This is a genomic window from Streptomyces sp. NPDC107500, from assembly GCF_055582785.1.
The window spans coordinates 109154-135162 of sequence record NZ_JBVJPF010000010.1 but is presented as its reverse complement, the minus strand read 5'-3'; the positions used below and the strand labels follow the sequence as shown (position 1 = coordinate 135162).

Below are 26009 nucleotides of genomic sequence, written 5' to 3'. Positions count from 1 at the left end.
CCGGCCTCCAACGCCGCCTGCTTGGTAACGTGTCGGTACCGCAAAGGATCATGGACGTTAGTAAGGTGACCCCCATGAGTTCTCCATCCACCGCCAGCGACCGCGAGAAGGTCGTCTCCAAGCTGCCGGGATGGCTCCGGCAGGACCTCAAGATCAGAGCCGCCCAGCACGGCATCGAGATTCAGGCCGCCGTTGAGCAGGGCATCCGTGACTGGTGCGGTCTGGCCTCCACCACGGCGACTGTCGACACCGCGGGTGCCGACTCCTTCTCCACCTTCCTGCCGCCGGGTCAGTGGGAGGAGTTCCGACAAGTCGTCGCCGATCGCCGCATCTCGCTGATCCAGGGACTCGCCCAGTCCGTGCGACTGTGGCTCGACTCCAACCCGGCCCCGGACGTCGACCGCCCCGAGATCACCCGGCGCATCATCGTGTGCAACCAGAAGGGCGGCGTCGGCAAGACCGCCATCACCGCCGGCCTGGGTGAGGCTCTCGCCGAGGACCCCAACGCGCTCCACGCCGTCCAGATCGCCAAGGCACTCGCCAAGGCCCTGCGTGCCAGCGACACCGAAGGAGGCGAGTCGCCGAGCACCGACCCGCTCGACATCGAGAACCTCCCCGGTCTCGGACTGCGCGTCCTCCTCGTCGACTTCGACCCGCAGTGCCACCTCACCAACCAGCTGGGTGGCAGCCCCCTGCCCATGAACGGTGACAGCCTCACCAACCACATGGCAGGCGATCCCAAGGGTGATCTGCGGGATCTCGTCGTCTCCATCGACGACGACAGCTTCAACGGGCGGCTCCATCTCCTGCCCGCCTGCAACGACGCCTTCCTCCTCGACGTGCGCCTGTCCGCCGTACGTGCTCGCGAGGCGGCGCTGGAACGGGCCCTCGCTCCTCTGGAGGCCGATTACGACGTAATCGTCGTCGACTGCCCGCCCAGCCTCGGCCTCAGCATGGACGCCGCTTCCTACTACGGCCGGCGCCGCGAAGGGGAGAAGCCCGGACAGTCCGGCGCTCTCATCGTCGTCCAGGCCGAGGACAGCTCCGCCGACGCCTACGACCTGCTCACCACCCAGATCGACGACTTGCGTGGCGACCTCCAGATCGACGTCGACTACCTCGGCATCGTCATCAACCTCTATGACTCCCGGCGCGGATACATCGCCACCTCCTCACTCCAGGGGTGGGTCGACATAAAGGATCCCCGCGTCGTCGGACTCATCGGAGACCTCAAGGAACAGAAGGAAGCCGTTCGTATGAAGCAGCCACTGCTGTCGTACGCCCCCAAGTCCCAGCAGGCGATCGGCATGCGCGCACTGGCCAGGGAGATCGCATGAGCAAGGCCGACCGACTGGGTGCCGGGCGCTTCGGCGGGGCAGCGCGCCCGGTCAGCGCCCGCCGGCAGGCCGTCGCCGCGGCCACCGGGGTTCCCACCGAGGGCGTCGCCCCGCCGACCGCACTCTCTCCGGACCGCATCAGCCTCAACCCCGACAACCCCCGATCCAGCCTCGGTGACCTCACCGACCTGGCGGGCAGCCTCAAGACCCACGGCCAGAAGCAGGCGATCACGATCATGAACCGTGATGCCTACGTCAAGGCCAACCCGGAGCGCGAGGCCCACCTCGAACACGACACCACGTACGTCGTGATCGACGGCAGCAGCCGGCTGGCGGCCGCGCGCGAAGCGGGCCTGGCCACCCTCAAGGTCATGGTCAGCGACGACCAGGGCAATACCTCCGAGGAGCTTCTCGAGTCCGCCCTCGTCGCCAACATTCACCGCCAGGACCTCGAAGAGCTGGACGAGGCCCGCGCCCTTCAACGGCTTCTGGGCATCCATGGCAGCCAGACCGCGCTGGCCAAGCGGCTCCACCGCTCCCAGGGCTGGGTCTCCCAGCGGCTCGCTCTGCTCAATCTCACCCCCGCACTCCAGGAACGGATCAGCGAGGAGCCCATCGATCTGCTGCGGGCCGTGGGCAACAAGCCGGCCGAGCAGCAGGAGGCGGCACTCGAGGCGCTCAAGGAGGAGCGCGCCCGCAAGGACGCGGAGCGAAGGGAACGCAACCGGAAGCCCTCGGCACCGGAAGCCCCCCTGAGTGGCACCCCCACCGGGGAGAGCGGCGAGAGCGGTGGCGTAAACGAGGAAGCAGACCGAGGAGACGGGGCGGACAAGCCCGACGGCTATTACGGCGTAATAGAAGCCGCCCCCGCAGCCGACGTCCGTGGCACCAAGACCTCCGATGGCAAGGCGCCTGCCGTCCAGCCTCCCGCGGCGCCCACTCAGGCTGCCGACACCGACACCGACACCGACACCGACACCGACCCTGGCCCTGGCCCGCAGGCGGTTCCGGAACCGCGGACGGGCAGGTCCGCATCCGGGTCCGGTACGAGCGTCAACGGCGAGCCGCAGCAGGCCCGCAAGGTGCCGTATGACGAACCGGGCGCCCTCGCCATGCTCCTGGACGTCAAGATCGAGAAGGATGACACCTTCTTCGCTCTACTGCGCTTCCTGAACATGAAGGCGCTGAACCGGGATCGCGCTCGACTGGAGGAACTCTTGCGTTCCTTCGCTGAGCAGTCGGCTGGTCGACCGGAGTAGCAGAGAAGACCGACGTCCGCGCGCCCCGGCCTAGGCCGCCAGCAGGCCGGCAGCGCGGCGGCGGAAGACCTCCGCGGTGCTGGGTTCACCGAGGGTGTCGAGGGTGTGGGCGAAGTCGTCCAGGACGCGGGCGAGTTCGATGCGTTCGTCGGAGCGGCGCAGTTCGGTCGCGGCTCGGGAGAGGGTCGGCAGTCGCCGCTCGGGCGCCTCGGTGGCGGACAGGACCCGCAGTGCGATGCCGCGTTCGCGCGGGCCCGGTGCGGGGGAGGCGAGTTCCTCCATGAGCAGTGCGTGCGCCTGATCCCTTTGGCCGAGTCGGAGAAGGGCTTGCGCCAGGTCACTGCGCCACGGCAGGTGGGGGAGTAGCTCCGTGGTGTGCCGCCGCACCAGGAGGGCGACGCGGGTGAAGGCGGTGAGGGCTTCGCCGGGACGATCCAGGGCCAGGAGCAGCCGTCCGTGGGCCCGTAGCGGGGGGAGGCCTTGCAGGTCGGGGTTGGCGGCCGGTTCTCCCAGACGTGCGGCCGCCTCCTCGTGCCGTCCCTGTTCGATGAGTGATTCCGTCAGCAGTGCGGTGGTCCAGGAGCCGAGCGCGGCCGGCAGGTCGGCACCGTCGCCCCCTGCTTCGGCCGCCTCGTACTCGGCGGCGGGGAGGTCGCCGAGGTGGACCAGGGACTCCGAGCGCAGGGCACCAAATGCCGTTGCCCACGCAGCGGTTCTGGCGCGGTTGCGCAACTCAAGGCACCAGAGGGCCACTTGGTGTGGACGTCCGTCGTGCAGCAGGACGCGGGCGGCACGGAAGTGCTCCGGGCCGGCGGCGGACTGGCTGGACCGCAGAAGTCGTTCCGCCTCGCCCGGGTCGCAGGAGCCGACCGCGGGGCGCGCGGCGTACCAGCAGGGTGTCTCCTCACCGGCGAACAGGAAGGATTGTGCCGGTGTGGTGGGCCTTCCGGTCGTCCGGATCTGCGTCATCGGCCCAGTGAACCGGAGGCCGGCGTCGCGGGCGATGGTCCTCGACCCGCCCTTGAGCGGTTGTCGTCCGGCCCATCCGTAGCGGGCGGCGAGCGGGCGGCGGGGGAGGGGCCGCCGTGGCGACGAGCGGTGTTGCCCCAGGGGTCATCGAACACGTCCTGAGCGCCGAGCCTCATTAACGTCACGTTAATGAGGCTCGGCGCTCAGGACGTGTCGGTTTGCGGTGTGCGTCAGGTCGCGCGGCGCAGGGGGACGACGACGTTCTCGCCGAGGTGCTTGGGGTCGAGCCGGTAGTACCTGATGTGGCCGATCTTCTCCGTCTCCTCCAGCCAGCCGGCCTCGATGACCTGCTTGCGGGTGCGGGAGAAGACAGGGGGTGCCATGCCGACCAGTTTCGCCAGGTTGGCGGCGGTCTCCAGGATGGCACCGGACCGGTCGGTGGGGTGCAGGGCGTACAGCATCACGACGAGTCGTTGGTTGGCGGTCATGCCGACCGTTGCCTTCAGCAGGTTGAGGTTCTTCTGCTTGTCGTCGCTGGTCACTGGGCCTCCCACCGCGAGGGGGTCTTCTTGTCGAAACCGGGGATGTCCGGCGGGTTGCACGCCTTCACCGCGTCACGCTGCTCCAGCCCTGTCCCGTGGAAGGCAATGTAAGGGCTGATGCGGTAGAGCTTGTAATTGCCAATGCGTCCTCGCACGACCAGGATCCGGTGCTTGACCAGCTTCCTGTTGATTTTCCCCACCGCGTCCGTGGACATGCCCACCCGTTTGCCGATGTCCGCTCCGGTGGCCCTGAGCGGCTCCATCCCCTCGGGGGAGACGCCGATCCACCACAGGACGAGGAACTTCTGGCTCGGTGTGAACGCCTTGGACTCGGTGATCGCCTCGACTCGGGCCTTGTCGACCTGGGTGTGCCTGCCGGAGAAGGCGTACGGCGCGTAAGGGACCGGTTCGCCGGTGTCGGCATCGACCAGCCTGCGTACTGCTCCCAAAGGGCCCTCCACGCGTGGGCTTTGACGGTGTTCGCGGCAGACGGCCCAGGGGCCGACTGATGAACATAACGTACATGATCAGGAAGTCAATCAACCGCGCTCGTGGGCCGTGTTCCTTGCCGGGCGACAGTACCGCCTGCCGCTCTCCGGACCGGTCCGCTGACGGGCTGACGGACGGGGAGACATGTACGTCACGTCAATCTAGGGCGGCCACAGGATCGTGGTACCCAGATCCTGTGGTCGTGGTGGCGGTTCCTGTGAGCCGGGTGCCAGATCACAGGATCTGGGTGCCCAGATCCCCTGGACCGGGCACCCAGATCGCCTGATCGGCCTCTACTGTCGAGGGAACTGCCTGCCAGTTCCCTCGGACTGGGTCCTTTAGGGCATACATGCAGGTCAGGCCGTGTTTCGCCGGAGCGCTCTCTTCCCTTGGCTGAGGTGGCCCACGTACCCCCTGCTCCGCCCTTCGCAGTCCCCGTCGGCAATCAACTCGAACTCGAGCCCTTCTCCGCCCCTCCTGAACCCGCGCCACCGAAAGTCAGCCACGACGACGCCCGCACTTCGACGGTGTGGCGCGCGTGTGCTTCCCGCAACCGCTGCCGGTCCCAGCCACGCTTCATCGCTTTTGGAGTACCCCGGCCGACCGGGACCCGCTGGGACTACTCACGTTGGTGATGGCCGCCTCCCGGTCGGAAGGCAAGACTGAGGAGGCTGCGGACCTGTGAGCGTCGGCGGCGACCACCTGGGAAGAGGAGCGGGGGACACCGTGCGAGAGCTGGAGACGGCGCTGATCGGCGCGGGACTGATCGCGCGGATGCATCTTGAAGCGTGGATCGGTGCCGGGGCGTCGGTGCGTGTGCACTCCCTGGACGGGCGGGCCGCGGAACTGGCCGCCGAGTTCGGGGTGAAGGCGGTGGACTCCCTGGAGGAGGCTCTGGACGGCGCGGATGTCGTGGACATCTGCTCGCCCACCGAGACCCACCGGGACATCGCCCTCGCGGCGATCGCCAGGGGAGTGGCCGTGGTGTGCGAGAAGCCGCTGGCCGCCGACGTCGCCGAGGCCGAGGAGATCGTCGATGCGGCCGAGAAGGCCGGTGTACCCGTCTATCCGGCACACGACATCCGCTTCGCACCCGCCTACGCCCGGCTCCACGAGCTGGTGGCCGAAGGGCGTCTGGGCACGGGCACGGTGGCGCGGTTCACCGTGGCGGGGTACCACCCGCGTGCGTGGACCGGTCACGCCTCGGCGGAGAGCGGCGGCATCCTGACGGACCAGTTGCTGCACGGCGTGGACATCGCCTACTGGCTCTTCGGAGATGTCGTGCGTGTGCACGCCCTCTACCAGGGGGACATCGCCGCGCCGGCTCCTGAGGGGACTGCGGCGGTCGGCACGGTCGTTCTCACTCACGCCGGCGGCGCGCTCAGCCAGGTGGTGTGCCGGTGGACGCCGACACCGCAGCCGCCCATCCGCGTCACGTTCCACGTCACGGGCACGGACGGGACCATCGTCCACGATTCCGAGTGGCCCCAGGAGATCCAGGTCTCGGGTGGCCCGGCCGGGGCCTTCGGCTACTACGGGGAATCACCGTTCACCTCCGAGATCAGCGAATTCGCCCGGGCGTTGAGGGGCGGTCCCCAGCCGCGGCTGGTCGCTCACGACGCACTGGCCGCCGTCCGGATCACTCAGGCCGCGGCACGATCCGCCTGGACGGGACGCGCCGTCGAACTGCCCGCGAAGGGGGCTGCCGCATGAAGGTCGCCGTGTTGTCGTTCGCCGATCAGCAAGCCGTCGCGTACGCGGAGTTGCTGCACGGCATGCCGGACGTGGAACTCCTCGTGGCGGACCCGGACGGTGCGCCTGACGACCCGGCGCGGGGGAGGGGCGCGGCCGACCGGCTCGGGGCGACGTACGCCGAGGGCTGGGAGGAGCTGTTCGCGCTCCGGCCCGACGCGGTGGTGCTCACGACTGAGAACGACTCGTGGCCCGCGCTCGTGGAACGGGCCGCCGAGGCCGGGGCGCACGTGCTGTGCGAGTACCCGTACGCCGCCGACGAAACCGGCGCCGAGGCCGAGGAACTCGACCGGCTGCTGAGGATGTGCGAGGAGGCGGGCGTGCGGCTGACCGTCGCCTCGACCGCCTGTTTCGGCCCGGCGTTCGCCGTCGTACGGGACAAGATCGCAGAAGGCGAGGTCGTCGGGGACGTCAAGACGATCCACGGCGCGTACAACGGGCCCCGTCCGAGCGGGACTCGGGCGGCCGGCAGCGGAGCGCTGGGCACCAACGCACCCCAACTCCTCGACATGGTGGACGCGGTCCTCGGGGGAGTCCCCGCGGAGCAGGTCTACGCGCAGACGAACGGTGTCGGCGCCGAGCCGGGAGTGACGAGCGCGGCGCTGATGACCGTGCGGTACGCGGACGGGACCGTGGCCTCGCTGGACTGTAGCTGGGGGGCGCCCGACGCGGGGCCGTCCGCGTACGGACCCGTCATGTCCTTCATCGGCGACCGGGCGAGCGTGGACTACACCGCTTCCCCCCGGCTGCTCGGTGGATTCGAGGCCCGCGAGCGCCGGGAGCGCCGGGAGACACGCGGAGAGGATCCGCACGCGGTCATGCTCGCCGAGTTCGTCGCCGGGGTCAGGCTGGGGAGCGGCGCCGGCCCGGACGGCGCGGCGGCGCTGCGCACGCTGCGAGTCATCCGGGCGGCCCGTGAGTCGGCGCGCACCGGGCAGCCCGTCGATCTGGCGGGAGCACAACCGGTGCTGCCGTGACCGCCTGGCGCCCCCAGTGCCACAGGCCTCGCGCCGCGGTGCCGTTCATCCCGCCTACGACGGCCGGCGCGTGGCCGGTTACCGCCGTGGGGCGCGGTGGGCTCGGGCACGCTGTTGGCCTTTGCTTTCAAAACTCGCCTTCCGACCTCGCACCAGGGAGACACGCATGACCACCATCGGCATCATCCTCGGCACCACCCGCCCGGGCCGTGTGGGCCCGCAGATCGCGGAGTGGATCGAGAAGACGGCCCACGGCCGCGACGACGCGGACTTCGAGGTCGTCGACATCGCCGACTACGCGCTCCCGCTGTTCGACGAGCCCCGTTCGCCGCGCCTCGGCGACTACGCACACGACCACACCCGCGCCTGGGCTGCCAAGATCGGACAGCTCGACGGTTTCGTGTTCGTCACGCCCGAGTACAACCGGTCGATCCCGGCCGCGCTGAAGAACGCCATCGACTTCGTCTACAACGAGTGGAACAACAAGGCCGCCGGCTTCGTCGGGTACGGCAGCAACGTCAGCGGCGCCCGCGCCGTCGACCACCTGCGGCACATCGCCGGGGCCGTGCAGCTGGCCGCTGTGCACACGCAGTTGCACCTGTCGCTGCAGACGGACTTCGAGCAGTTCCGGACCTTCGCGCCGACGGAGCGCCACGAGGCCGCCCTCCAGCAGCTGCTCACCGAGGTGGTCACCTGGACCAACGCCCTCGCTCCGCTGCGGCAAGGCTGATTCGAGTAGGACTGATTCGAGTAAGGCTGACTCGGGCAAGGTTGCTCCGAACGGATTCGACCACGGCGGCGGGCGGTTCACTTCCGAAGTGAACCGCCCGCCGCCGTTTCGGTTTCCACGCCTTTTTCTGCACCAGACTTCAAGCGATCGAAGTGTGGAATTCATGGGGCCGGAACAGCGCTTCAAGACGCGCTAGGACTCCCCTCAAGGTTCGATGCCCCCTACCAGTGCTGGGGATGGCAGGCCCGGACCGCTCGTCTAATGTCTCACCCCGTAGATACGGGGAAAACGGCGTCGGCCGGACGGTGAAAAGCCGTCGGAATCGCGCCCGTTGCTTTTCCCGAAGGCCAAGCGGGCGTTTCCCAGATCGGGAAGGATTCCATGAGCAACGCAATATCCTTCGAGGAGCCGTGGGCGCGCACCCACCAGTTCGATCCCCCCGCGATATTCGATGCGCTGCGCGAGGAACGGCCGCTCGCGAGAATGGTCTACCCCGACGGGCACGTCGGCTGGATCACCTCCAGCTACGACCTGGCACGCACGGTCCTCAGCGACCCCAGGTTCAGCCACAGCACGGAGATCGGGCACTTCCCGGTGACGCACCGCGGACAGGTCATGCCCAACCATCCGCGGATCCCCGGCATGTTCATCCACATGGATCCGCCGCACCACACCCACTACCGGCGCATGCTCACCGGCGAGTTCACCGCGCGCAGGGCGAGCCGTCTCACCGCGCGGGCGGAGGCCGTGGCCGCCGAGCAGATCGACGTCATGCGGCAGCACGGATCGCCCGCAGACCTCGTGAAGCACTTCGCCAAGCCGCTGTCCCTGCGCGTCCTGTCGGAATTCGTCGGCCTGCCCTACGAGGAAGTCGGCCGCTACGGTCACGCACCGACGCTCCTGCACGACCCCGACGCCGACCCGCAGGAGGCCGGGGCCGCCATGGGCCAGGCCGTCGCCTTCTTCGCCGAAGTCATCGAGCGCAGGCGCAAGGAACCCCAGGACGACCTCATCAGCCGCCTGACCGCCGACGACCGGCTCAGCGACGAAGAGCTGTGCAACATGGTGACGCTGCTCCTCTTCGCGGGCTACGAGACCACCGAGAGCGCCCTCGCCGTCGGCGTGTTCGCCCTCCTCCACCACGCCGACCAGCTGGCCGACCTGCGCGCCGACCCGGCCAAGCTCGACGCCGCCATCGAGGAACTCCTGCGCTACCTCACCGTCAACCAGTACGACACGTACCGCACCGCCCTTGAGGACGTCGAGCTGGGCGGAGAGACGGTGAGGAAAGGCGACAGCGTCACGGTGTCGCTGCCCGCCGCCAACCGGGACCCGGCCAAGTTCACGTGCCCGGCCGAGCTGGACATCGACCGGGAGACGTCCGGTCACATGGCGTTCGGCTTCGGCATTCACCAGTGCCTGGGCCAGAACCTGGCCCGCGTCGAGCTGCGCGCCGGCTTCTCCGCCCTCCTGCGCGAGTTCCCCGACCTCGGCCTCGCCGCGGCCTTCGAAGAGGTGCCGCTGCGGCTCAAGGGATCCGTCTTCGCGGTGAAGAGCCTGCCCGTCTCCTGGTGAACCCCCTTTTTCGCCGAAAGGACCCGCGACACCGTGCGCACCGACCTCATCAAGCCCCTGCCCGTCGCACTCCTGGAGAACGCGGCCCGTCTCCCCGACAAGGTCGCCTTCGCGGACGACAAGCGAGCGGTCACCTACGGGGACCTGGAGGCACGGACGCGCCGGCTGGCCGGACACCTGGCCCACCTGGGCGTCGGACACGGCGACCGGGTGGCCATCTGCCTCGGCAACACCGTCGCCACCGTGGAGAGTTACCTGGCCGTCGTGCGCGCGGGGGGCATCGGCGTACCGCTCAACCCCGTCTCCGCACCGGCCGAGCTGGAGGACCTGCTCGCCGACAGCGGTGCCCTCGTGGTCATCACCGATGCCGCCCGGGCACGGCACTTCCGGGGCGGGCCGGGCAAGGACACGGCGCCCGTCCTCCTCGTCACCGGTCTCCCGGCGCGGGACCGGGCTGAGCAAGACGACGTCCACGCCTACGAGACGCTGGCGTGCGCCGAGCCGCCCCAGCCCGCCAGGGACGACCTCGCCCTGGACGACGTGGCGTGGATGTTCTACACGTCCGGAACGACGGGCCGGCCCAAGGGCGTGCTGTCGACGCAGCGCAACTGCCTGTGGTCCGTGGCCTCCTCCTACGTACCGATACCCGGCCTCTCGGACCGGGACCGGGTGCTGTGGCCGCTGCCGCTCTTCCACAGCCTCTCGCACATCGCGTGCGTGCTGTCCGTCACCGTCACCGGCGCCACCGCCCGGCTCGTGGACGGCGGCTCCGCCGACGACATCATGCGGATCCTGAAGGAGGACCGCTCGACCTTCCTCGCCGGCGTCCCCACCACCTACCACCACCTCGTATCCGCCGCCCGGGCCGGCGACTTCGACGCGCCGGACCTGCGCATCGGCCTGGTCGGGGGCGCCGTCACCGGCCCCGGCCTGCGCCGGGACTTCGAGGAGACCTTCGGGGTGCCGCTGGTCGACGCCTACGGCAGCACCGAGACCTGCGGTGCGATCACCATGAACCCGCCCGACGGCCCCCGCGTCGACGGCTCCTGCGGCCTGCCCGTGCCCGGCGTCGACGTCCGCATCGTCGACCCCGCCACCGGCACCGACGCCCCCACCGACGTGGAGGGCGAGGTCTGGGTCAGCGGGCCCAACGTCATGGTCGGCTACCACAACGCCCCCGAAGCGACCGCCGAGGCGATCCGCGACGGCTGGTTCCGTACCGGAGACCTGGCCCGGCGCGACGAGCGCGGCTACTTCGCCATCCGCGGCCGGATCAAGGAACTCGTCATCCGGGGCGGGGAGAACATCCACCCCGAGGAGGTCGAGGCGGTCCTGCGGACCGTCGACGGCGTCGCGGACGCGGCCGTCGCCGGCGCACCCCACGACACGCTCGGCGAAGTACCCGTCGCCTACGTCGTCCCGGACGGCTCCGGCTTCGATGCCGCGCAGCTGATCACCCGCTGCCGCGAGCGGCTGTCCGCCTACAAGGTGCCGGAACGCGTCCGCGAGGTCGCCGGCATCCCCCGCACCGCGTCGGGCAAGACCAAGCGCCTCGTGCTGGCCGAGCAGCCGGGCAGGCTGCGGTACGCGGCGGACGGACACCACGACGCGCTGACGCGGGTCGAGTGGCTCCCGGCGCCGGAATCCTCCGGCACCCGCCCGGCTGACACCTGCCCGGTCGGCGCCCGCTGGGCCGTGGCCGGTCCCGCGGCCGGACTCGTCGGCACCCTGGAGGCGTCCGGCGTCGGAGTCCGCCGCTACGAGGACCTGGCGGCGCTGGCCGACGCGGTCACCGCCGGCGACCCCGTCCCGGACGTGACGGTCCTCGTACCGCCGTCCGCGACCCCCACCGCGCGGCACACCGCCGCGTTCGCCGCCGCGCGGGAGCGGGCTCGGCTACTGGCCCGGGACCTGGAGACGTGGACGGCGCGGGCGGAGGCGTCGGCCGGCCGACTGGTCCTCCTCACCCACGGCGCCGTCGCGGCCCGCAGCACCGACCCGGTCCAGAACCTGGCCGAGGCGGCACTCTGGGGCGTCGTCCGTTCCCTGCACGAGACGCGGCCGGAGTCGCTGACGGTGGTGGACGTACCCGACGGAGCGGACGGGTCCGGCCCGGAGGCGTCCCTCGGCACGCTGTCGGCCGTGCTCGCCACTGGAGAGCCGCAGGTCGCGGTGCGTTCAGGGGATCTGCTCGTGCCCCGGCTGACCCCCCTGCCCGTCACCGACCCGCCGCGGCAGGACTCCCCGCGACCGGGCTCCGACGGCCCCGCCGACTCAGGCGGCCCCGGCAGCTCCGGCACGGTGCTGGTCACCGGTGCGGACACCGAGCACGGCGCCGCGCTCGCACACCGCCTCGCCACGGTCCACGGCGCGACGTCCCTGCTCCTCGTCGGAGCCCCCGGCAGCCGGGACGTCAACCCGGGCGACGCCCTGGCCTTCGCCGGCACCAGCGTCCTGCGGATCACCGCGGACGCCGCACACCGCGAGCCGCTGCGCGCCGCCCTGGCCGACCTGACCGAACTCGGGCAGCCGGTCACCGCGGTCGTCGACGGGGCCGGAGACCCCGACCTGACCCTGTGCCTCGACCTCATGACCGCGGGGGACGACCTCCGCACCTGGGTCGCGGCCGTGCCCGGTGCAGCGGGTCTGCCCGGCACCACCGGAGCCACGGCCGAGGCCGTCGACGGCACCCTCTGCGAAGCCCTGGTGCGCGCGCGCCGACTGCGGGGCCTGCCCGCCTCGTTCCTCACCTGGAGCGGACATACGGCCGACACCGACACCGACACCGACACGGGGCGGCTGCGGCAAGACATGCTCGCCGCGTTCGACATCGCCCTGACCGACGGCTCCCCGGCTCCGCTGGCCGTCCCGCCGCTGGGCGTCGCCGCGGAACATGAGCGGATACCCGCCATCCTGCGTGCCCTCGCCCCGGCCCCGACGACCGCCGGACCGGGCGAGCCGGACGCGGCCCTCAAGGCATCCCTGCGCGCCGAACTGTCCGGGATGGACGACCGAGCGCAACTGACGTTCCTGGAAGACCTCGTCCGCTCCCTCGCAGCCGAGGCGATGCACCTCGCGGGCCCCGCCTCCGTTCCCGCCGACCGCGCCTTCCGCGATCTGGGCTTCACCTCGATGGCCGTCGTAGCCCTGCGCAACCGGCTGGCCGAGCGCACCGGGCTGCGCCTGCCCACCACGGTCGCCTTCGACCACCCCACCCCGGCGGACCTCGCCGTCTTCCTGCGGTCCGAGATCCTCGGCGTCCCCCAGTCGGCGCCGGTCACCGGACCGGCGCCGACCGCCGACCCCGCCGACCCGGTCGTCATCGTCGGCATGGCCTGCCGGCTGCCCGGCGGGGTGTCCTCGCCGGAGCAGCTCTGGAGGCTGGTGGCGGACGGCGCCGACGCCATCTCCGACTTCCCCGAGGACCGGGGCTGGGACCTGGAGCACCTGTACGCGCCCGACCAGCCCGAGCGTCCGGGAACCTCGCACACCAATCAGGGTGGCTTCCTGACTGGGGCGGGCCTCTTCGACGCGGGCTTCTTCGGCATCTCGCCGCGTGAGGCGCTGGCGATGGACCCGCAGCAGCGGCTGCTGCTGGAAACCTCCTGGGAGGCGTTCGAGAGCGCCGGGATCGACCCGCTCGCGCTCAAGGGCGCCGACGTCGGCGTCTTCTCCGGGCTGTTCGGCCAGGGCTACGGAACGGGATCCGTCCCACCGGAACTGGAAGGCTTCGCGAGCACCGGTACGGCGTCGAGTGTGGCGTCGGGCCGGGTGTCGTACGTCTTCGGCTTCGAGGGCCCCGCGGTGTCGGTGGACACGGCGTGCTCGTCGTCGCTGGTGGCGATGCACCTGGCCGCGCAGGCCCTGCGCCAGGGCGAGTGCACCACGGCCCTCGCCGGCGGCGTGGCGGTGATGGCGACCCCCGACAACTTCGTGGAGTTCTCCCGGCAGGGCGCTCTGTCCGCCGACGGGCGTTGCAAGGCGTTCGCGGAGGGTGCGGACGGTACGGGCTGGGCCGAGGGTGTCGGGGTCGTGGTCCTGGAGCGCCTGTCGGTGGCGCGGGAGCGCGGGCACGAGGTGCTGGCCGTGCTGCGGGGCAGTGCGGTGAACCAGGATGGTGCGTCCAACGGTCTGACGGCGCCCAACGGTCCCTCGCAGCAGCGGGTGATCCGGCGGGCGCTGGCCAGTGCCGGGCTCTCGGCGTCCGACGTGGATGCCGTCGAGGCGCACGGGACGGGCACGACGCTGGGCGATCCGATCGAGGCGCAGGCGCTGCTGGCGACGTACGGGCAGGGTCGCGATCCGGAACGGCCGCTGTGGCTGGGTTCGTTGAAGTCGAACGTGGGTCACACGCAGGCGGCCGCGGGTGTCGCCGGTGTGATCAAGATGGTGCAGGCGCTGCGGCACGGTGTGCTGCCGGCGACGTTGCATGTGGATGCGCCCACGACGCGGGTGGACTGGTCGGCGGGTGCGGTGGAGGTGCTGACGGAGGCGCGGGAGTGGCCGCGCGGGGACCGTCCGCGTCGGGCGGGTGTCTCGTCCTTCGGCGTGAGCGGCACGAACGCCCACCTGATTCTGGAGGAGGCGCCTGCCGAGGACGAGGGTCCGGTTCGGGCTCCGTCGTCCGGTGGTGTGGTGCCGTTGGTTCTGTCGGCGCGTAGTTCGGGTTCCCTTGCCGGGCAGGCGGAGCGGCTTGCGGCTGTGGTCGGTTCCGAGGGTGTGCCGTTGGGGTCGGTGGCCGGTTCCCTGGTGACGCGGCGGGCTGTCTTGGGTGAGCGCGCGGTGGTGGTGGCCGACTCGGGTGAGGAGGCTGTGGCCGGTCTGCGGGCGCTGGTGCGGGGTGAGACCGCGCCTGGTGTGGTGTCGGGTAGCCCTGGTGCGCTGGGCCGGGTGGTGTGGGTGTTCCCGGGTCAGGGCTCGCAGTGGGCGGGTATGGGCCGGGAACTCCTCGACGCCTCGCCGGTGTTCGCGGAGCGGATCTCCGCGTGCGCGGCGGCCCTGGAGCCGTTCATCGACTGGTCGCTCGTTGATGTGTTGCGTGGGGATGCCGACCCGGGTCTGATGGAGCGGGTCGACGTCCTTCAGCCGGCGAGCTTCGCGGTGATGGTGGGTCTCGCGGCCGTCTGGTCGTCCGTGGGTGTCGAGCCGGACGCCGTGCTGGGCCACTCTCAGGGTGAGATCGCGGCGGCGTGTGTGTCGGGTGCCCTGTCGTTGGAAGATGCGGCGCGGGTGGTGGCGCTGCGCAGTCAGGCCATCGCCGGGCAGCTCGCCGGGCGCGGGGGCATGGCCTCGGTCGCGCTGAGCGAGGACGTGGCGGTCGGGCGGCTGGAGCGCTGGGCGGACCGGGTCGAGGTCGCCGCTGTCAACGGGCCGTCCTCCGTGGTGATCGCCGGTGACGCCGAAGCGCTGGACGAAGCACTGGAGGCACTGGCCGCCGACGGGGTCAGGGTGCGGCGGGTCGCGGTGGACTACGCCTCCCACACCCGGCACGTGGAGGACATCCGCGAGACGCTGGCCGACACTCTCGCCGGAGTCGAAGCCCAGGCCCCGTCGGTTCCGTTCTACTCGACCGTGACGGGGGAGTGGATCGAGAACGAAGGTGTCCTGGACGGCGGTTACTGGTACCGCAACCTCCGCAGTCAGGTCGGCTTCGGCCCCGCGGTGGCCGCCCTCCTGAAGCAGGGCCACGGCGTCTTCGTGGAGGTCAGCGCCCACCCCGTACTCGTCCAGCCGATCACCGAGACCGTCTACGCCGCCGACGGCGACACCGATGCCACGGTCACCGGCTCCCTGCGCCGCGCGGACGGCGGCCTGCGTCGTCTCCTGGCCTCGATGGCCGAGTTGTTCGTGCGCGGCATCCCCATCGACTGGACCGGCATCCTTCCCGAGGGAGCCGCATCGGCCCGCGTGGAACTGCCCACGTACGCCTTCGACCACCAGCACTACTGGCTTCAGGCCACCGACGCCCCCACCGACGCCACCTCGCTCGGGCTGGCCGCTGCCGATCACCCGCTGGTCGGTGCGGTCGTCGGCCTGCCGAACTCGGGTGGGCTCGTGGCCACCTCCCGGTGGTCGCTCAGGACGCAGCCCTGGCTGGCCGAGCACATGCTGTCCGACACGGTCGTCGTGCCGAACGCCGCTCTGGTCGAACTGGCCGTCCGGCTCGGTGACCTGGCGTCCGTCCCCTTCCTCGACGTACTGACCGTCGACACCCCCGTCGTCCTGCCGCAAGGCGGCGACCGCAGCATCCAGGTCGTCGTGGGCGAGCGCGACGGGGAACGGCGACCGGTGGAGGTCTACTCCCGGGCCGCCGACGCCCCGCTGGACGCGGAGTGGACCCGGCACGCGCACGGCGTTCTGGCGCCGGCCGCCGGTCACGAGACGCCCGCCGTACCGGAGCGGGGCGGCGAGGCCGCCGAGGTCCGACCGGGCGATGTTGTCGCGCGGGACGCCGACCGCTACGGGCTGCACCCCGCACTGCTCGACGCCGCCGTCCGCACGGTCGTCCCGGACGGCACGATCCCCTCCGTGTGGTCCGGTGTCACCCTGCTCGCTTCGGGTGCCACCGAACTGCGTGTGCGTGGGGGAGAGGCGTCGGGCGGGGCCGTACCCCTTCTGCTGACCGACCCCACGGGACGACCCGTGATGTCGGTCGAGGGCGTTCGCGCGACGCCGTTCTCCGCCGAACGGCTGGGAATCGGCGCGGCGTTGCCGTACGACTCGCTGTTCCGGGTCGACTGGGTCCAGGTGTCGTTGCCCGCCGTGGACCGTGTTCCTGGGGTCGTCGCGGTCGGCGACGGTGGTGACGTCGCCGACCTGGGCGCGACGGGCGGGGCCGCTCCCGACTTCCTGGTGTACGACTCCCGCGCCGAGTCCGCTTCGGGCGACCCCCGGGCGGCGGTCGGCGCCACTCTCGCCGTCCTGCGGGCCTGGCTTGCGGAGCCCGCCCTGGCGGAGACCCGGCTGGCCGTGGTCACGGGCGACTGCGACACGCTCGAAGCGGCGGCGGTGTGGGGTCTGGTGCGGTCCGCCCAGTCGGAGCATCCGGACCGCATCGTCCTCCTGGACCTCGGCGGCGACTTCGCGTCGGTGCCGGCGGCCGCGATCCTGAGCGGCGAACCGCAACTGAGGATGCGCGGCCGTCTCGCGCACGTCCCCCGCCTGACCCGGGCACGCGGCACGTCACCCGAGGCGGGAACAACGGTCCCGCAGCTCGACCCCGAGGGCACCGTCCTGATCACCGGCGGCGCCGGGACGCTCGGCGCGTTGACGGCTCGGCACCTGGTCACCGCGTACGGCGTCCGCCACCTGCTCCTGGTCGGCCGGCGCGGCCGTGCCGAGGGGCTGCGAGAGGAGCTGACCGCGCTCGGCGCGTCCGTCACCGTCGCCGCCTGCGACGTGTCGGACCAGGGCCAGGTCGAGGAACTGCTGCGCACTGTACCTGCCGCGCATCCGCTGACGGCCGTCGTGCACACCGCCGGGGTCCTCGACGACGGGGTGCTCACCGAGCAGACCCCGGACCGCGTCGACACCGTACTGCGGCCCAAGCTCGACGCGGCACTCCACCTGCACGAGCTGACCCGGGACATGGACCTGGCCGCGTTCGTGCTCTTCTCCTCGGCGGCGGGCGTCCTCGGCAATCCGGGACAGGCCAACTACGCCGCCGCCAACGCCTGCCTGGACGCGCTGGCGCGGCAGCGGCACCGGCTCGGCCTGCCGGCCGTCTCCATCGCCTGGGGCTACTGGTCGACGGTCAGTGCCATGACCGAGCACCTGGACGCCGCCGACCTGCGGCGCAACCGGCGCATCGGCATGGCCGGTCTCACCGCCGCCGAGGGCATGGCGCTTCTGGACGCCGCCCTGGGCTCCGCCGCGGACGCGGACGGCACGCTGCTGGCGGCGAAGTTCGACCTGACCGCCCTGCGCGCCGCGGCGGCCGACGGTCCGGTACCCGCGCCGCTGCGCGCACTGGCGCCGGCGCCCCGCCCGGTGGCGCGGTCCGCCGCCCCCGCCCCCGGCAAGGGTGCCGTCGCGGAGCGCCTCGCGGGTCTGAGCGGCACCGAACAGCACGAGTTCCTGACCGACCTGGTGCGACGGCACGCCGCCGAGGTCCTCGGCCACGCCTCCGCCGACGCGATCCGCGCCGACCGGCCGTTCAAGGACGCCGGCTTCGACTCGCTGACCGCGGTGGAGCTGCGCAACCGGCTCGTCACCGCGACCGGCCTCACCCTCTCTCCGGCGGTGATCTTCGACTACCCGAAGCCCGCCGTGCTCGCCGGCCATCTGCGCGGCAGGCTCCTCGGCACCGCGGAACCCGGTGCGGACGAACCCGCCGCGCGCGGAGCGGCGGCCGGCCCGTCCGGTTCGGACACCGGTGACGAGCCGATCGCGATCGTGGCCATGGCCTGCCGTTTCCCGGCCGGCGTCCACAGCCCCGAGGACCTCTGGCGCGTGGTGGCCGACGGCGTCGACGTCGTCACCGAGTTCCCCGACGACCGCGGCTGGGACACCGACCGGCTCTTCGACCCGGACCCCGACCACGCCGGCACGACGTACGTGCGACACGGCGCCTTCCTCGACGACGCCCCCGGGTTCGACGCCGCCTTCTTCGGCATCTCGCCCAACGAGGCGCTGGCGATGGACCCGCAGCAGCGGCTGCTGCTCGAGACGTCCTGGGAGGCCTTCGAGCGGGCCGCGATCGACCCGACGACCCTCGCCGGGCAGGACGTCGGCGTGTTCGTCGGCGTCAACAGCCACGACTACAGCGTCCTCATGCACCAGGCGACCGGAGTCGAGGGCTTCCGTCTCACCGGCTCCTCCGGCAGCGTCACCTCCGGCCGGGTCGCCTACCACCTGGGCACCGAGGGTCCCGCCATCACGGTCGACACGGCCTGCTCTTCCTCACTGGTGGCGCTGCACCTGGCCGCGCAGGCCCTCAACCGGGGCGAGTGCACCATGGCGCTGGCCGGTGGCGTGATGGTGATGGGCACCGTCGAGACCTTCGTCGAGTTCTCCCGGCAGCGCGGCCTGGCCCCCGACGGGCGGTGCAAGGCGTTCGCGGACGGTGCGGACGGCACCGGCTGGTCGGAGGGCGCCGGGCTGCTCCTGGTCGAGCGGCTGTCGGACGCGCGCCGCAACGGCCACCAGGTCCTGGCCGTCGTCCGGGGGACCGCCGTGAACCAGGACGGCGCGTCGAACGGCCTGACGGCGCCCAACGGCCCCGCCCAGCAGCGCGTCATCCGCAGGGCCCTGGCCCACGCCGGACTGCGGGCGGACGACGTGGACGCCGTGGAGGCGCACGGTACGGGCACGACGCTCGGCGACCCGATCGAGGCAGAGGCGCTGCTGGCGACCTACGGCCAGGGCAGGCCCGCCGACCGGCCGCTGTGGCTGGGCTCGGTGAAGTCGAACATCGGCCACACCCAGGCCGCCGCGGGCGTCGCCGGCGTGATCAAGATGGTGATGGCGATGCGGCACGGCGTGCTGCCCCGCACCCTGCACGTGGACCGTCCGTCGACCCACGTCGACTGGTCGGCGGGATCGGTGGAACTGCTGACCGAGGCACGGGAGTGGCCGCGCGAGGGCCGCCCGCGCCGGACCGGTGTGTCCTCCTTCGGCATCGGCGGCACCAACGCGCACGTCATCCTCGAAGAGGCCCCCGGCCTCCCGGCGCCCACCACCGGGGCCCCCGAGCCGGCCGGACCCGAGGAAGCGTCGTCGCCCTCTGGGCCCGCGCCCGTTGCCGTACCCGTTCCCGTGCCCGTGTCCGGGCGGACCTCGGCAGGACTGCGCGGGCAGGCCGACCGGCTCGCGCGCTTCCTCGCCGAGCGGCCCGGCACACCGCTCGCGGAGACCGCGCACGCGCTCGCCACCACGCGCGCCCAACTCGACCACCGCGCCGTCGTCCTGGCCACCGACCCGCGGCAGCTCGGCGCGGACCTCATCGCCCTCGCAGAGGACAGGGCCACGCCCACGGCCGTCACCGGCACCCCCGCCACAGGCAGACTGGCCGTGCTCTTCACCGGACAGGGCAGCCAGTGGGCCGGCATGGGCCGCGAACTCGTCGAGGCCTTCCCGGTCTTCAAGGACGCCTTCGACAGCGCGTGCGCCGCCGTCGACACCCACCTGCGCGGACACGCGGACCGCCCGCTGCGCGAGGTCGTCCTCGGCGCGGCCGGCGCCCCCGGCAGCGAACTGCTCGACCGCACCATGTACACCCAGGGCGCCCTGTTCGCCCTGGAGACCGCGCTGTACCGGCTCTTCGAGTCCTGGGGAGTACGCCCGGACCTCGTCGCCGGACACTCCGTCGGCGAGATCACCGCCGCCCATGTCTCCGGCGTCCTCGGTCTTCAGGACGCCGCCGAACTCGTGGCCGCACGTGGCCGGCTGATGCAGGCCCTGCCCGAAGGCGGCGCGATGGTCGCCGTCAAGGCCACGGAGGCCGACCTCGCACCCCTGCTCGACCAGGCCCCGGGCGAGGTCTGCGTCGCGGCGGTGAACGGCCCCGACGCGCTGGTGCTCTCCGGTGCCGAGGACGCCGTGCTCGCCGTCGCCGGTGAACTCGCGCGGCGCGGCCACAAGACGCACCGGCTGACCGTCAGCCACGCCTTCCACTCCGCGTTGATGGAGCCCATGCTCGACGAGTTCCGCACGGTCGCGGAGCGCCTGCCCTTCCGCCGGGGGACCCTGCGCGTCGTCTCCACCGTCACCGGTGAACTCGCCACGGACGAACAGCTCACCGACCCCGGCTACTGGGTCGGCCAGGCGCGCGCCGCGGTGCGGTTCGGCGACGCCCTCACCACGCTCGGCGAACAGGGCGCCACGACCTTCCTCGAACTGGGCCCCGGCGGCGTTCTCACCGCACTGGCCCTCGCCGCGCCCGGCATCCCGGAGCAAGGGTGCCTCGCCACCCTGCGCAAGGACGGCGCCGAACCCGCCGACGTCCTGACCGCCCTCGCCCACCTGCACGTGCGCGGCGTACCCCTGGACTGGGCGGCCGTCCTCGGACGTACGACCCCTGCCACCGAGACCGGCGTCGAGCTGCCCACCTACGCGTTCCAGCACCGCCGTTACTGGGTCGACACGGTCAACGGCGCCGCCACCGCCAACGCCACCGGCGGTGCCGGCATCGCCGACCCGCGCGTCGAGAGTGATCAGCGTGCCGCGGCTCCGGACGCGGGCGTGGGCGGGGCGTTCGCCGGACGGCTGGCCGGCCTCTCCGCGCAGGAACAGCACCGCACGGTGACGGACCTGGTGAAGGAGAGCGTCGCCGTCGTCCTCGGCCACGGTGACCCGGACGCGTTCGACTGGAACGCCCAGCAGTCCTTCAGGAGCCTCGGCTTCGACTCCCTCGGCGGGGTCAAGCTCCGCAACCGGCTCCGCGACTTCACCGGGGTCGAACTGCCCGCCACGCTCGTCTTCGACTACCCCACCCCCGAGGCGCTGGTCGACCACCTGCGGGCCGAACTGCTCGGCGAGCAGGCGCAGTCGCCCGACACGGCCGCTGCCGCCGGCCTGACGCCGGCCATGGACGAGCCGATCGCGATCGTCGCCATGAGCACTCGGCTGCCGGGCGGCGTGGACAGCCCCGAGGCCCTGTGGGAACTCGTGTCGGAACGCCAGGACGCCATCACCGGCTTCCCCGTCGACCGCGACTGGGACCTCGACGGCCTGTACCACCCCGACCCCGACCACCCCGGCACGAGCTACACCCGCTCCGGCGGATTCCTCCACGAGGCCGCGCAGTTCGACGCCGGGCTCTTCGGGATCTCGCCGCGGGAGGCGCTCGCCATGGATCCGCAGCAGCGGCTGCTCCTGGAGACGTCGTGGGAGGCGCTGGAACGCGCGGGCATCGACCCGCTCTCCACCCGGGGCAGCGACATCGGAGTCTTCACCGGCATCGTCCACCACGACTACGTCACCCGGCTCCGCGAGGTGCCCGCGGACGTGCAGGGCTATCTCATGACCGGTACGGCGTCGAGTGTGGCGTCGGGCCGGGTGTCGTACGTCTTCGGCTTCGAGGGCCCGGCGGTGACCGTGGACACGGCGTGCTCGTCGTCGCTGGTGGCGATGCACCTGGCCGCGCAGGCGCTGCGCCAGGGCGAGTGCTCGATGGCCCTCGCCGGGGGTGCCACCGTCATGGCCAGTCCGGACGCCTTCATGGAGTTCTCCCGGCAGCGGGGCCTGTCCGCCGACGGGCGTTGCAAGGCGTTCGCGGAGGGCGCGGACGGTACGGGCTGGGCCGAGGGTGTCGGGGTCGTGGTCCTGGAGCGCCTGTCGGTCGCCCGGGAGCGCGGGCACAAGGTTCTCGCGGTCCTCAAGGGCAGCGCGGTGAACCAGGACGGTGCGTCCAACGGTCTGACGGCGCCGAACGGTCCCTCGCAGCAGCGGGTGATCCGGCGGGCGCTGGCCAGTGCCGGGCTTTCGGCGTCCGACGTGGATGCCGTCGAGGCGCACGGGACGGGCACGGCGCTGGGCGATCCGATCGAGGCGCAGGCGTTGCTGGCGACCTACGGCAAGGAGCGTGACGCCGAACGGCCGCTGTGGCTCGGTTCGTTGAAGTCGAACATCGGTCACGCTCAGGCGGCCGCCGGTGTGGCTGGTGTGATCAAGATGGTGCAGGCGCTGCGGCACGGTGTGCTGCCGGCGACGTTGCATGCGGATGCGCCCACGACGCAGGTGGACTGGTCGGCGGGTGCGGTGCAGCTGCTGACCGAGGCGCGGGAGTGGCCGCGTGAGGGGCGTCCGCGTCGTGCGGGCGTGTCCTCGTTCGGAGCCAGTGGCACGAACGCCCACGTGATTCTGGAGGAGGCGCCTGCCGAGGACGAGGGCCCGGTTCGGGCTCCGTCGTCCGGTGGTGTGGTGCCGCTGGTCCTTTCGGCGCGGAGTGCGGGGTCGCTGTCGGGGCAGGCCGGGCGGCTCGCGTCCTTCGTCGAGCAGAACGACGGGGTCGACCTGGTCGACGTCGCCGGTGCGCTGGTCGGCGGGCGTGCGGTGCTGGGTGAGCGTGCGGTGGTCGTGGCCGGTACCGATGCCGGGGCGCTCAGCGGTCTGCGGGCGCTGGTGCGGGGTGAGACCGCGCCTGGTGTGGTGTCGGGTAGCCCTGGTGCGCTGGGCCGGGTGGTGTGGGTGTTCCCGGGCCAGGGCTCGCAGTGGGCGGGCATGGGGCGGGAACTCCTCGATGCCTCGCCGGTGTTCGCCGAGCGGATCGCTGCGTGTGCGGCGGCCCTGGAGCCGTTCATCGACTGGTCGCTCGTTGATGTGCTGCGTGGTGATGCCGACCCGGGTCTGATGGAGCGGGTCGATGTCCTTCAGCCGGCGAGCTTCGCGGTGATGGTGGGGCTGGCGGCCGTCTGGCAGTCGGTGGGTGTCGAGCCCGATGCGGTGCTGGGGCATTCGCAGGGTGAGATAGCGGCGGCGTGTGTGTCGGGTGCCCTGTCGTTGGAGGATGCGGCGCAGGTGGTGGCGCTGCGCAGCCAGGCCATCGCGGGTCAGCTCGCTGGGCGCGGGGGCATGGCTTCCGTCGCGCTGAGTGAGAGCGAGGCGGTCGGGCGGCTGGAGCGCTGGGCGGACCGGGTCGAGGTCGCCGCTGTCAACGGGCCGTCCTCCGTGGTGATCGCCGGTGATGCCGAAGCGCTGGACGAGGCCTTGGAGGCGCTGGCTGCCGACGGTGTCAGGGTGCGGCGGGTGGCGGTGGACTACGCCTCCCACACCCGGCACGTCGAGGACATCCGCGAGACGCTCGCCGAGACCCTCGCCGGAGTCACAGCCCAGGCGCCGTCCATCCCGTTCTACTCGACCGTGACGGGGGAGTGGATCGAGACCGCTGGCGTCCTGGACGGCGGCTACTGGTACCGCAACCTCCGCAGTCAGGTCGGCTTCGGCCCCGCGGTGGCCGCCCTCCTGAAGCAGGGCCACGGCGTCTTCGTGGAGGTCAGCGCCCACCCCGTACTCGTCCAGCCGATCACCGAGACCGTCTACGCCGCCGACGGCGACACCGATGCCACGGTCACCGGCTCCCTGCGCCGCGCGGACGGCGGCCTGCGTCGTCTCCTGGCCTCGATGGCCGAACTCTTCGTGCGCGGCGTCCCCGTCGACTGGACCGGCATCCTTCCCGAGGGAGCCGCATCGGCCCGCGTGGAACTGCCCACGTACGCCTTCGACCACCAGCACTACTGGCTCCAGGAAGCGGAGGTGGCCGACGAGGCCGCCGGCATCGCGGAAGGGGTGGACTCCGACTTCTGGCAGGCGGTGGAGCAGGCCGACCTGAACGCCCTCACCGAACTGCTGGAGACTGCGACGGCCGAGGAACGCGACGCGCTGGGCAGCGTCGTGCCCGTCCTCGCGTCGTGGCGTGGGAAGCGGCGGGAGCGGTCCAGCGCCGAGAGGCTGCGCTACCACGTCACCTGGCAGCCGCTGGAACGCGACGCCGGCGGTGTGCCGGGCGGGCAGTGGCTGGTGGTCGTCCCGGCCGAGCGACCGGACGACACCGCCATCGACGCGCTCCTGGAGGAGCTGTCCGGCCAAGGACTCGGCATGGTCCTGCTGGAGGTCGACGACGCGGACCGGACACGGGAACGTCTCGTCGAGCGGCTGACCGGCGTGCTGGCCGGACGTGACGTGTCCGGAGTGCTCTCCCTGCTCGCCCTGGACGAGCGGACCGCCGGGGGCCCGCAGGACCCGCTCGCCGTCACGGCCTCGACGCTCGCGCTGGTCCAGGCCCTGGCCGACAGCCTCGTCACCCCGCCCCTGTGGTGCCTGACCAGGGGCGCGGTCAACATGGGCATCAACGACACGCTCACCTCGCCGGCCCAGGCGGCCCTGTGGGGTCTGGGACGTGCCGCCGCACTGGAACGCCTCGACCGGTGGGGCGGTCTGGTCGACCTGCCCGCCAGGACGGACGCGCGTACCGCGCAGTATCTGCTCGGTGTGCTGAACGGCGTCGGCGGCGAGGACCAACTGGCGGTCCGGCGCTCGGGCGTGTACAGCCGCCGCCTGGTGCGCAAGCCCGCGCCGGACGCGACGGCCAGTGACGGTCGCTGGCAGCCGAGGGGCACCGTCCTGGTGACCGGCGGCGCCGAGGGCCTCGGCCGGCACGTCTCCGTGCGGCTGGCGCAAGAGGGCGCCGACCGGATCGTCGTCACCACCACCGCGCAGGCGCCCGCGACGGCCGTACCGGACCTGACCGCCGAACTGGCCGGGCTCGGTCTCGCCACGGTGGTGGCGTCCTGCGCGGACACGGACCGGGAGGCGATCACCCGCCTGCTGGCCGGGACCGAACAGCCCCTCACCGCCGTCGTGCACGCCGCCGACATCACCCGGGCCAGCTCCATCGACGACACCGGCGCCGCGGAACTCGCCGAGGTGTTCGCGGCCAAGGTGGACACCGCCGTATGGCTGGACGAGCAGTTCGAGGACACCCCGCTCGACGCGTTCGTGGTGTTCTCCTCCATCGCCGGCGTGTGGGGCGGTGGCGGGCAGGGCCCGTCCGGTGCGGCCAACGCCGTCCTCGACGCCCTGGTCGAGTGGCGTCGCGCCCGCGGACTGAGGGCGACGGCGATCGCCTGCGGTGCGCTCGACGAGATCGGCGTGGGCATGGACGAGGCCGCCCTCGCCCAGTTGCGGCGGCGGGGTGTCCTTCCCGTCGACCCGAAGCTGGCGGTGACCGCGATGGTGCAGGCGGTGCGGGCGGGCGAGAAGTTCGTGACCGTGGCCGACATGGACTGGGGTGCCTTCGTCCCGGCGTTCACCTCGGTCCGTCCCAGCCCGCTCTTCGCCGACCTGCCCGAGGCGAAGGCGGTGCTCCAGGCGGCGCAGCGCGACAGTGAGAACACGGACGCCGCCGCGTCGCTCGCCGACTCGCTGCGGGCCGTCACGGACACGGAGCAGAACCGCATCCTGCTCCGCCTGGTGCGCAGCCACGCCTCCGTAGTCCTCGGCCACGGCGGCGCCGAAGGCATCGGACCGCGGCAGGCGTTCCAGGAGGTCGGCTTCGACTCGCTGGCCGCCGTGAACCTGCGCAACAGCCTCGGCGCGGCCACCGGCCTGCGGCTGCCCGCGACGCTGGTCTTCGACTACCCCACGCCGGAGGCACTGGTCGGCTACCTGCGGGCCGAACTGCTCCAGGACGCCGAGGACGCGGTGGACGAGCGGGAGGACGACCTCAGGCAGGTGCTGGCCTCCGTACCGTTCGCCCGCTTCAAGGAGGCCGGTGTCCTCGACGCACTCCTGTCACTCGCCGACAACGCCGATGGCGATGAGCAGGACGAGAGCGCTGACGGGTCGGCTGCCGGGGAGCCACAGGCCGGCACCGAGGAACTGATCGACGCAATGGACGTTGCCGGTCTGGTGCAACGGGCCTTGGGCAAGACGAGCTGACC

General features: G+C 72.0%; 10 protein-coding genes. 7 read left to right on the top strand and 3 right to left on the bottom strand.

Annotation, left to right across the window (positions count from 1 at the left end; all coding sequences use genetic code 11):
- Positions 1-74 precede the first annotated feature (74 nt).
- Together ACZ67M_RS34390 and ACZ67M_RS34385 are read left to right on the top strand one after the other, a co-directional pair.
- Positions 75-1337, top strand: coding sequence for a ParA family protein (locus ACZ67M_RS34390; protein ID WP_361363176.1), 1263 nt, complete (start codon positions 75-77; stop codon positions 1335-1337).
- Positions 1334-2596, top strand: coding sequence for a ParB/RepB/Spo0J family partition protein (locus ACZ67M_RS34385; RefSeq protein WP_469853957.1), 1263 nt, complete (start codon positions 1334-1336; stop codon positions 2594-2596). The genes ACZ67M_RS34390 and ACZ67M_RS34385 overlap by 4 nt, the downstream gene beginning before the upstream one ends.
- Before the next feature lie 30 nt (positions 2597-2626).
- Here ACZ67M_RS34385 and ACZ67M_RS34380 read toward each other — a convergent pair whose 3' ends face one another.
- From ACZ67M_RS34380 to ACZ67M_RS34370, 3 genes are all read right to left on the bottom strand, one after another.
- Positions 2627-3565 (bottom strand): hypothetical protein, encoded by a 939-nt coding sequence (locus ACZ67M_RS34380; RefSeq protein WP_469853956.1) that lies wholly within the window; start codon positions 3563-3565, stop codon positions 2627-2629.
- Positions 3566-3795: 230 nt separating this feature from the next.
- Positions 3796-4107, bottom strand: a complete 312-nt coding sequence (locus ACZ67M_RS34375; protein ID WP_064732174.1) for a hypothetical protein — start codon at positions 4105-4107, stop codon at positions 3796-3798.
- A complete protein-coding gene (locus tag ACZ67M_RS34370) occupies positions 4104-4556 on the bottom strand; it encodes a MarR family transcriptional regulator (protein ID WP_064732175.1) in 453 nt (150 codons plus the stop codon). Before ACZ67M_RS34370 ends, ACZ67M_RS34375 begins: the two co-directional genes overlap by 4 nt.
- A 766-nt stretch (positions 4557-5322) precedes the next feature.
- Between ACZ67M_RS34370 and ACZ67M_RS34365 the strand changes: the two genes are divergently transcribed.
- The 5 genes from ACZ67M_RS34365 to ACZ67M_RS34345 all read left to right on the top strand — a co-directional run bounded on the left by ACZ67M_RS34365 (position 5323) and on the right by ACZ67M_RS34345 (position 26007).
- Entirely contained in the window at positions 5323-6309 is a 987-nt protein-coding gene (locus tag ACZ67M_RS34365; RefSeq protein WP_469853955.1) for a Gfo/Idh/MocA family protein, read from the top strand.
- Positions 6306-7325: a Gfo/Idh/MocA family protein gene (locus ACZ67M_RS34360; RefSeq protein WP_469853954.1), complete on the top strand. Its 1020-nt coding sequence runs from the start codon at positions 6306-6308 to the stop codon at positions 7323-7325. The genes ACZ67M_RS34365 and ACZ67M_RS34360 overlap by 4 nt, the downstream gene beginning before the upstream one ends.
- Before the next feature lie 166 nt (positions 7326-7491).
- Entirely contained in the window at positions 7492-8055 is a 564-nt protein-coding gene (locus ACZ67M_RS34355) for an NADPH-dependent FMN reductase (protein ID WP_361363162.1), read from the top strand.
- Positions 8056-8436: 381 nt separating this feature from the next.
- A complete protein-coding gene (locus ACZ67M_RS34350) occupies positions 8437-9630 on the top strand; it encodes a cytochrome P450 (protein WP_392103267.1) in 1194 nt (397 codons plus the stop codon).
- Between the two features lie 33 nt (positions 9631-9663).
- Positions 9664-26007 carry a type I polyketide synthase gene (locus ACZ67M_RS34345; protein ID WP_469853953.1) on the top strand — a complete coding sequence of 5448 codons (16344 nt, stop codon included), beginning with the start codon at positions 9664-9666 and terminating at the stop codon, positions 26005-26007.
- Positions 26008-26009 lie beyond the last annotated feature (2 nt).

Coding starts and splice junctions, on each gene's coding strand:
- ACZ67M_RS34390 (WP_361363176.1), top strand. CDS start 75: ATGAGTTCTCCATCCACCGCCAGCGACCGCGAGAAGGTCGTCTCCAAG.
- ACZ67M_RS34385 (WP_469853957.1), top strand. CDS start 1,334: ATGAGCAAGGCCGACCGACTGGGTGCCGGGCGCTTCGGCGGGGCAGCG.
- ACZ67M_RS34380 (WP_469853956.1), bottom strand. CDS start 3,565: ATGACGCAGATCCGGACGACCGGAAGGCCCACCACACCGGCACAATCC.
- ACZ67M_RS34360 (WP_469853954.1), top strand. CDS start 6,306: ATGAAGGTCGCCGTGTTGTCGTTCGCCGATCAGCAAGCCGTCGCGTAC.
- ACZ67M_RS34355 (WP_361363162.1), top strand. CDS start 7,492: ATGACCACCATCGGCATCATCCTCGGCACCACCCGCCCGGGCCGTGTG.
- ACZ67M_RS34350 (WP_392103267.1), top strand. CDS start 8,437: ATGAGCAACGCAATATCCTTCGAGGAGCCGTGGGCGCGCACCCACCAG.